Origin of the sequence: Burkholderia sp. lig30 (assembly GCF_000687455.2) — a bacterium.
GTDB lineage: Bacteria > Pseudomonadota > Gammaproteobacteria > Burkholderiales > Burkholderiaceae > Burkholderia.
Window position 1 is genome coordinate 1 of sequence record NZ_JGVW01000027.1, and the last position, 6,063, is coordinate 6,063.

At 66.2% G+C, this 6,063-nt stretch carries 6 protein-coding genes; 4 read left to right on the forward strand and 2 right to left on the reverse strand.

Annotation, left to right across the window (positions count from 1 at the left end):
* Positions 1-241: hypothetical protein (locus LIG30_RS27085; protein WP_235510139.1), on the forward strand; the 241-nt coding region annotated here is incomplete at its 5' end.
* 39 nt (positions 242-280) lie between these two features.
* Positions 281-826, forward strand: a complete 546-nt coding sequence (locus LIG30_RS02000) for a LuxR C-terminal-related transcriptional regulator (RefSeq protein ID WP_038709232.1) — start codon at positions 281-283, stop codon at positions 824-826.
* A gap of 82 nt (positions 827-908) precedes the next feature.
* Here LIG30_RS02000 and LIG30_RS02005 read toward each other — a convergent pair whose 3' ends face one another.
* Together LIG30_RS02005 and LIG30_RS02010 are read right to left on the reverse strand one after the other, a co-directional pair.
* Positions 909-1,340, reverse strand: a complete 432-nt coding sequence (locus LIG30_RS02005) for an acyl-CoA thioesterase (RefSeq protein WP_038709233.1) — start codon at positions 1,338-1,340, stop codon at positions 909-911.
* 33 nt (positions 1,341-1,373) lie between these two features.
* Positions 1,374-2,150: an SDR family oxidoreductase gene (locus LIG30_RS02010; RefSeq protein ID WP_038709234.1), complete on the reverse strand. Its 777-nt coding sequence runs from the start codon at positions 2,148-2,150 to the stop codon at positions 1,374-1,376.
* Between the two features lie 174 nt (positions 2,151-2,324).
* Between LIG30_RS02010 and LIG30_RS02015 the strand changes: the two genes are divergently transcribed.
* Entirely contained in the window at positions 2,325-3,998 is a 1,674-nt protein-coding gene (locus LIG30_RS02015; RefSeq protein ID WP_038709235.1) for an electron transfer flavoprotein-ubiquinone oxidoreductase, read from the forward strand.
* A gap of 254 nt (positions 3,999-4,252) precedes the next feature.
* Positions 4,253-5,944: an APC family permease gene (locus LIG30_RS02020; RefSeq protein WP_038709238.1), complete on the forward strand. Its 1,692-nt coding sequence runs from the start codon at positions 4,253-4,255 to the stop codon at positions 5,942-5,944.
* Positions 5,945-6,063: the final 119 nt, after the last annotated feature.

Below are 6,063 nucleotides of genomic sequence, written 5' to 3' on the forward strand. Positions count from 1 at the left end.
CTTCCAGCGCGGCAGCCGCGCCTGGATAGACTTTGTTCATCTGTATGTCCCTTCCTCTATGGAAACCAGCGAAACCGGATTTGCGCGCCGGCGTGGCCCGCCGCATCATTCTAAGCATGCCGCACGAAGCCTGCCGCAACGAAGCGCCATCTTCTTTCTTGTATGCCGCGGCACGTGGCCGCGACGTATCCGGAAGGGTACGATGCGGCGCGAATGCGGCACAATACGCAAAACTACATAAGCACTAGCCGCCGGTATTACCCATCGTTCGTCCGCGTCCATGCCCCCTCTCGACTACCAGACTGCCTTCCACCTCGCGCCGATCGGCCTCGCGATGTCGCGCGACCGGATCATCGAGGACTGCAATGACGAAGTCGCGGCGATCTTCCGCTGCGCACGCGCCGACCTGATCGGCCGATCCTTCGAAGTGCTGTACCCGTCGTCCGACGAATTCGAGCGGATCGGCGAGCGCATCTCGCCCGTGATGATCGCGAACGGCAGCTATGCGGACGACCGCATCATGAAACGCGCGAATGGCGAGCTGTTCTGGTGCCACGTGACGGGCCGCGCGCTCGACCGCACCGCGCCGCTCGCCGCCGGCGTCTGGACGTTCGAGGATCTGAGCGCGACGCGGCGGGTCGCCGTTGTGCTGACGCCGCGCGAGCGCGAGATCGCCGCGCAGCTCGCAACCGGCAAGACCAGCAAGCAGATCGGGCGGGTGCTCGACATCAGCTCGCGCACGGTCGACATCTACCGCGCGCGCCTGATGCGCAAGTATGGAACGGGAAATACGGCCGAACTGCTGCAGCGTCTGCTCGGCCATTGAGGGTTGAAGCGATGGCGGCGCCCGGCGAGGATGCGCGCCGGGCGCACGCCCGGGCAGGGAATCGCAGCCCGGGCGGCGCGCGTCAGGCGACCTTTGCCGCGAGCGAGCGCTCGATCGTGTCGCGCAGCAGGTCCGGCAGCGGCACCGACTTGCCGAGCGCGTAGTCGACCCATACGCAGCGCGCGTTGCCGCGCGCATAGACGTGATGCAGGTCATCGGCGCGGGTCAGTTCGAAGCCCGTGTCGAAACTGCTGCGCCCCGGCTTGGCCACCGTCATCCGCGCGATCACGTCGCCCGGATAATGCAGTTGCTTGAGAAACTCCATCGACGCGGTGACGACGACCGGCCCCTGCCCCTCGCCATTGCCGCCGGCGATGCCGAGCGCCTCGAACCACGAAATCCGCGCCTGCTCCATGTAGCGGAAATAGACCGTGTTGTTCACGTGTCCGAACGCATCCATGTCGCCCCAGCGGATCGGCATCGACATTTCAAAAACGGGGGTGTAGTGGCTCATTGCAGTCTCAGTCTTCTTGTTCCAGGTCGCCGGTCAGGCGAGGCCGAAGCCGTCGTCCGCCGAGATGATCGAGCCGTTGATGAACTGCGACTCGTCGGCCGCGAGCAGCAACAACAACCCGTCGAGATCCTGCGGCTTGCCGACGCGCCGGCGCGGCAACATCGATTGCAGCTTCTGGCCCTGCTCGGTTTCCCACAGGTAGTGATTGATTTCCGTGTCGATGTAGCCCGGACAGATCGCGTTGACGTTGATGCCGTGGCGGCCCCACTCGAGTGCCATCGCGCGCGTCATGTGCACGACGGCCGCCTTGCTCATCGCATACAGGCCGATCTGCGGAAACACGCGCAGCCCGGCGACCGACGCGATGTTGATGATCCGGAACGGCGGTTTCCCGTTGCCGTTGCTGCGCATCATCATCCGCTTCGCGACTTCCTGTGCGACGAAGAATGCGCCGCGCGTGTTGGTGTCGAACACGAATTCGAAATCCGCTGGCGTCACGTCGACGAGCTTGTGCATCGTCGACACGCCGGAATTGTTCACGAGGATGTCGATCGTCCCCGCTTCCGTCTCCGCATGCGCGACGGCCGCCTTGATGCTCTGGACGTCCGTGACGTCGAGCGACACCACGTGCGCCGCGCCGCCCGCCGCCTCGATTTCCGCGCGCAGCTCCTTGAGCCGCTCGACGCGCCGGCTCGCGAGCACGACTTTCGCGCCCGCCTGCGACAGCACCTGCGCGAAACGCTGACCGAGCCCGCTCGAGGCGCCCGTCACCAGCGCGACCTTGCCTTCCAGATTGATCGACCGACCCATCGCACCCCTCCTGACGTCGTCTTGCCGCACCGGACGACGTGGCCCATGCGGCGTTAACCTAACACAAAAATAGAACGATCGTGCTAATCTGTTCGCATTATGTTGCGGCGATCGTTTCGTTTCGCCGACAATACGATCCCGAATAAAAGCATTCTAACGGTTAGAGGAACGTCAATGACCCCCGCAAGCCTCATCGAGCAATACGGTCCGCGCGAATCCATGGAATACGACGTCGTGATCGTCGGCGGCGGCCCCGCGGGGCTGTCGGCGGCGATCCGGCTGAAGCAGCTCGCCGCCGAGAAAGGCGCCGAGATCGGCGTGTGCGTGCTCGAGAAGGGCTCCGAAATCGGGGCGCACATCCTGTCCGGCGCGGTGATGGACCCGCGCGCGATCACCGAGCTGATCCCCGACTGGAAGGAACAGGGCGCGCCGCTGACCGTCGACGTGACGGAAGACCGCTTCCTGTTCCTGTCCGAGACGGGCGCGAAGGCGGTGCCGAACTGGGCGCTGCCGGCCAACTTCCAGAACCACGGCAACTACGTGATCTCGCTGGGCAACGTGACCCGCTGGCTCGGCCAGCAGGCCGAAGCGTTGGGCGTCGAGATCTTCCCGGGCTTCCCGGCTGCCGAGATTCTCTATCACGACGACGGCTCGGTGAAGGGCGTCGCGACCGGCAACATGGGCGTGGGCAAGGACGGCGAGCCGACCGAGAACTTCCAGCTCGGCATGGAACTGCACGCGAAGTACACGCTGTTCGCCGAAGGCTGCCGCGGCCACCTCGGCCGGCAATTGATCTCCAGATTCAAGCTCGACGCGAACGCCGATCCGCAAGCCTACGGGATCGGCATCAAGGAACTGTGGGAAATCGATCCCGCGAAACACAAGCCGGGCCTCGTGATCCACACGGCCGGCTGGCCGCTGAAGTCGGACACCTACGGCGGCTCGTTCCTGTACCACATGGACAACAACCAGGTGGTGGTCGGCTTCGTGGTGGGCCTCGGCTACACGAACCCGTACCTGTCGCCGTTCGAGGAGTTCCAGCGCTACAAGACGCACCCGGAAATCCGCAAATTCCTCGAAGGCGGCAAGCGGGTGTCGTACGGCGCGCGCGCGATCACCGCGGGCGGGCTGCTGTCGCTGCCGAAGACGGTGTTCCCGGGCGGCGCGCTGATCGGCGACGACGCGGGCTTCCTGAACGCGTCGCGGATCAAGGGCAGCCACGCGGCGATCAAGACCGGCATGCTGGCGGCGGAAGCGGCGTTCGACGCGGTGCAGGCGGGCCGCCACAGCGACGAGCTGAATGCGTATCCGGACGCGTTCAGGCAGTCGTGGCTGCACGACGAGCTGTACCGCGCGCGCAACTTCAAGCAGTGGATGGCGAAGGGCCTGTACCTCGGCACGCTGATGGTCGGGATCGAGCAAAAGCTGCTGGGCGGCAACGTGCCGTGGACGCTGCACCACCAGCATGCGGACCACGAGATGCTGAAGCCGGCGTCGCAGTGCACGCCGATCGAGTATCCGAAGCCGGACGGCAAGCTGACGTTCGACCGGCTGTCGTCTGTGTTCATCTCGAACACGAACCACGAGGAGAACCAGCCGGCGCACCTGACACTGAAGGATGCGAGCGTGCCGGTGAACGTGAACCTGCGCACCTACGCGGGCCCGGAGAGCCGGTTCTGCCCAGCGGCGGTGTACGAGTTCGTGAAGAACGACGACGGCAGCGACCGGCTGGTGATCAACGCGCAGAACTGCGTGCACTGCAAGACCTGCGACATCAAGGACCCGACGCAGAACATCGTGTGGGTCACGCCGGAAGGCGGCGGCGGGCCGAACTATCCGAACATGTGACGCAATGCACGGCGCCGCGCGATGCGGTGCTGCCCGGCGACGCGGAAAACGAAACGGGGCGCTGCTCGATGCAGCGCCCCGTTTTTCATTGCCGCGACGCGAGCGATCGCAGCGCGCGGCAACGGCCGCATCGCCACGCCCGATCCGGCCCGCCCCATCTCTCCGAAGGAGTACCTCTTCATGAGAGTTGCTTGCGCGTTATTGGCCGGGGATCGTTGACCGCGTTCCCCCATCCCGACTTGACGGAGATCAATATGAGTTCCCTCCCTGACAGCGCCCAGGCGGACTTTTCCGCCGCGCAGGGCGAAACTGCCGGACTGCAGCGCAAGATCAGCTGGACCGGCGCCTTCTGGGTCGCGAGCGGCGTCCCCGCGCTCGTGCTCTTCTCGATCGGCTCCATCGCGGCCACCGTCGGCAAGCCTTCGTGGATCATCTGGATGATCTCGATCCTGTTCGGCTTCGTCCAGGCGTTTTCTTACGCGGAGATTGCGGGCCTGTTCCCGCACAAGTCCGGCGGCGCGTCGGTGTACGGCGCAATCGCGTGGGTGCGCTACAGCAAGTTGCTCGCCCCGCTGTCGGTGTGGTGCAACTGGTTCGCGTGGTCGCCCGTGCTCGCGATCGGCTCGGGCATGGGCGCAGGCTATGTGCTGAACATGCTGTTCCCGGCCACGGCCGCGATCAACACCTGGCAGATCACGCTGCTCGACCTCGGCTGGCTCGCCGGCGGCCTGTCGCTGCGGATCAACGCGACCTTCGTGATCGGCGCGGTCATCCTGCTCACGACCTTCGCCGTCCAGCACCGCGGCATCCTGCAGGCCGCCAAGCTGCAGATGATCCTCGCGATCGCCGCGCTGCTGCCGCTGCTGCTCGTCGGCGTGTACCCGATCCTGAGCGGCGACCTGCCCAAGGCGCACCTGCTGCCCCTCTACCCGCTCGCGAAGGACGCGGCCGGCCGCGTCATCGACGGCACCTGGAATCTCGCCGGCCTGCAGCTGATGGCGGGCGGCCTCTTCATCGCCGCGTGGTCGACCTACGGCTTCGAGACCGCCGTCTGCTACACGCGGGAATTCCGCGATCCGCGCCGCGACACCGTGAAGGCGATCGTCTACTCCGGCCTGCTGTGCCTGGTGTTCTTCACGATGGTGCCGCTTGCGTTCCAGGGCGCGCTCGGCCTCGGTCAGCTCGTCACGCCCGAAGTGAGGGACGCGGCCGGCAACGTCACGCAGGCGGCGGTCTACGACGGCGTGCTGTCGCCCGGCATCGCCAGCGGGATGGGCGTCGCCGAGGCGATGACGCAGATCGTCCACGTCGGCAACTGGGGCGAGTACATCCTGAAGCCGATGCTCGTGTTCGCGCTGGTGCTCGCGATCATGACGTCGATGGCGGGATCGTCGCGCACGCTGTATCAGGCGTCGGTCGACGGCTGGCTGCCCAAGTACCTGTCGCACGTGAACGAGAACGGCGCGCCGACCCGCGCGATGTGGACCGATCTCGGCTTCAACCTGTTCCTGCTGCTGATGTCCGACTATACCGTCGTGCTCGCGATGTCGAACGTCGGCTACATCATCTTCAACTTCCTGAACCTGAACGCCGCGTGGATTCATCGTCTCGACCGCGCGAAGTGGACGCGCCCGTTCCGCGCGCCGCGCTGGCTGCTCGCGGCCGGCACGCTGCTGTCGTTCGTCAACCTCGCGCTGATGGGATTCGGCGCCGACGTGTGGGGCAAGGGCACGCTGGTGTCGGGCCTCGTCTTCGCCGCGCTGATCCTGCCGGTGTTCGTCTGGCGCCACTACGTGACCGACAAGGGCCGCTTCCCCGACCGGATGATCGAGGACATGGAGCTGACCGCCGGCGGCGTGCAGCCGCGCAAGGCCGGCTACCTCCCGTACGCGACGCTGGCGCTCGGCGTGCTCGTCGTTGCCGTCGCGCACTGGATCGCGCCGTAAGCGGGCGGCGCCGAAACAGGACGGCGCCCGGTCAGCGGCCGGGCGCCGTGAGACAGGCGGCCCGGCCCGAGCCGCGCAAAGCGGAACGGGCCTAGCCTAGCCTAGCCTAGCCTAGCCGG

Bases quoted from the DNA above. Each gene is read 5' to 3' on its own strand.
- LIG30_RS02000 (WP_038709232.1), top strand. From the start codon at position 281: ATGCCCCCTCTCGACTACCAGACTGCCTTCCACCTCGCGCCGATCGGC.
- LIG30_RS02005 (WP_038709233.1), bottom strand. From the start codon at position 1,340: ATGAGCCACTACACCCCCGTTTTTGAAATGTCGATGCCGATCCGCTGG.
- LIG30_RS02010 (WP_038709234.1), bottom strand. From the start codon at position 2,150: ATGGGTCGGTCGATCAATCTGGAAGGCAAGGTCGCGCTGGTGACGGGC.
- LIG30_RS02015 (WP_038709235.1), top strand. From the start codon at position 2,325: ATGACCCCCGCAAGCCTCATCGAGCAATACGGTCCGCGCGAATCCATG.
- LIG30_RS02020 (WP_038709238.1), top strand. From the start codon at position 4,253: ATGAGTTCCCTCCCTGACAGCGCCCAGGCGGACTTTTCCGCCGCGCAG.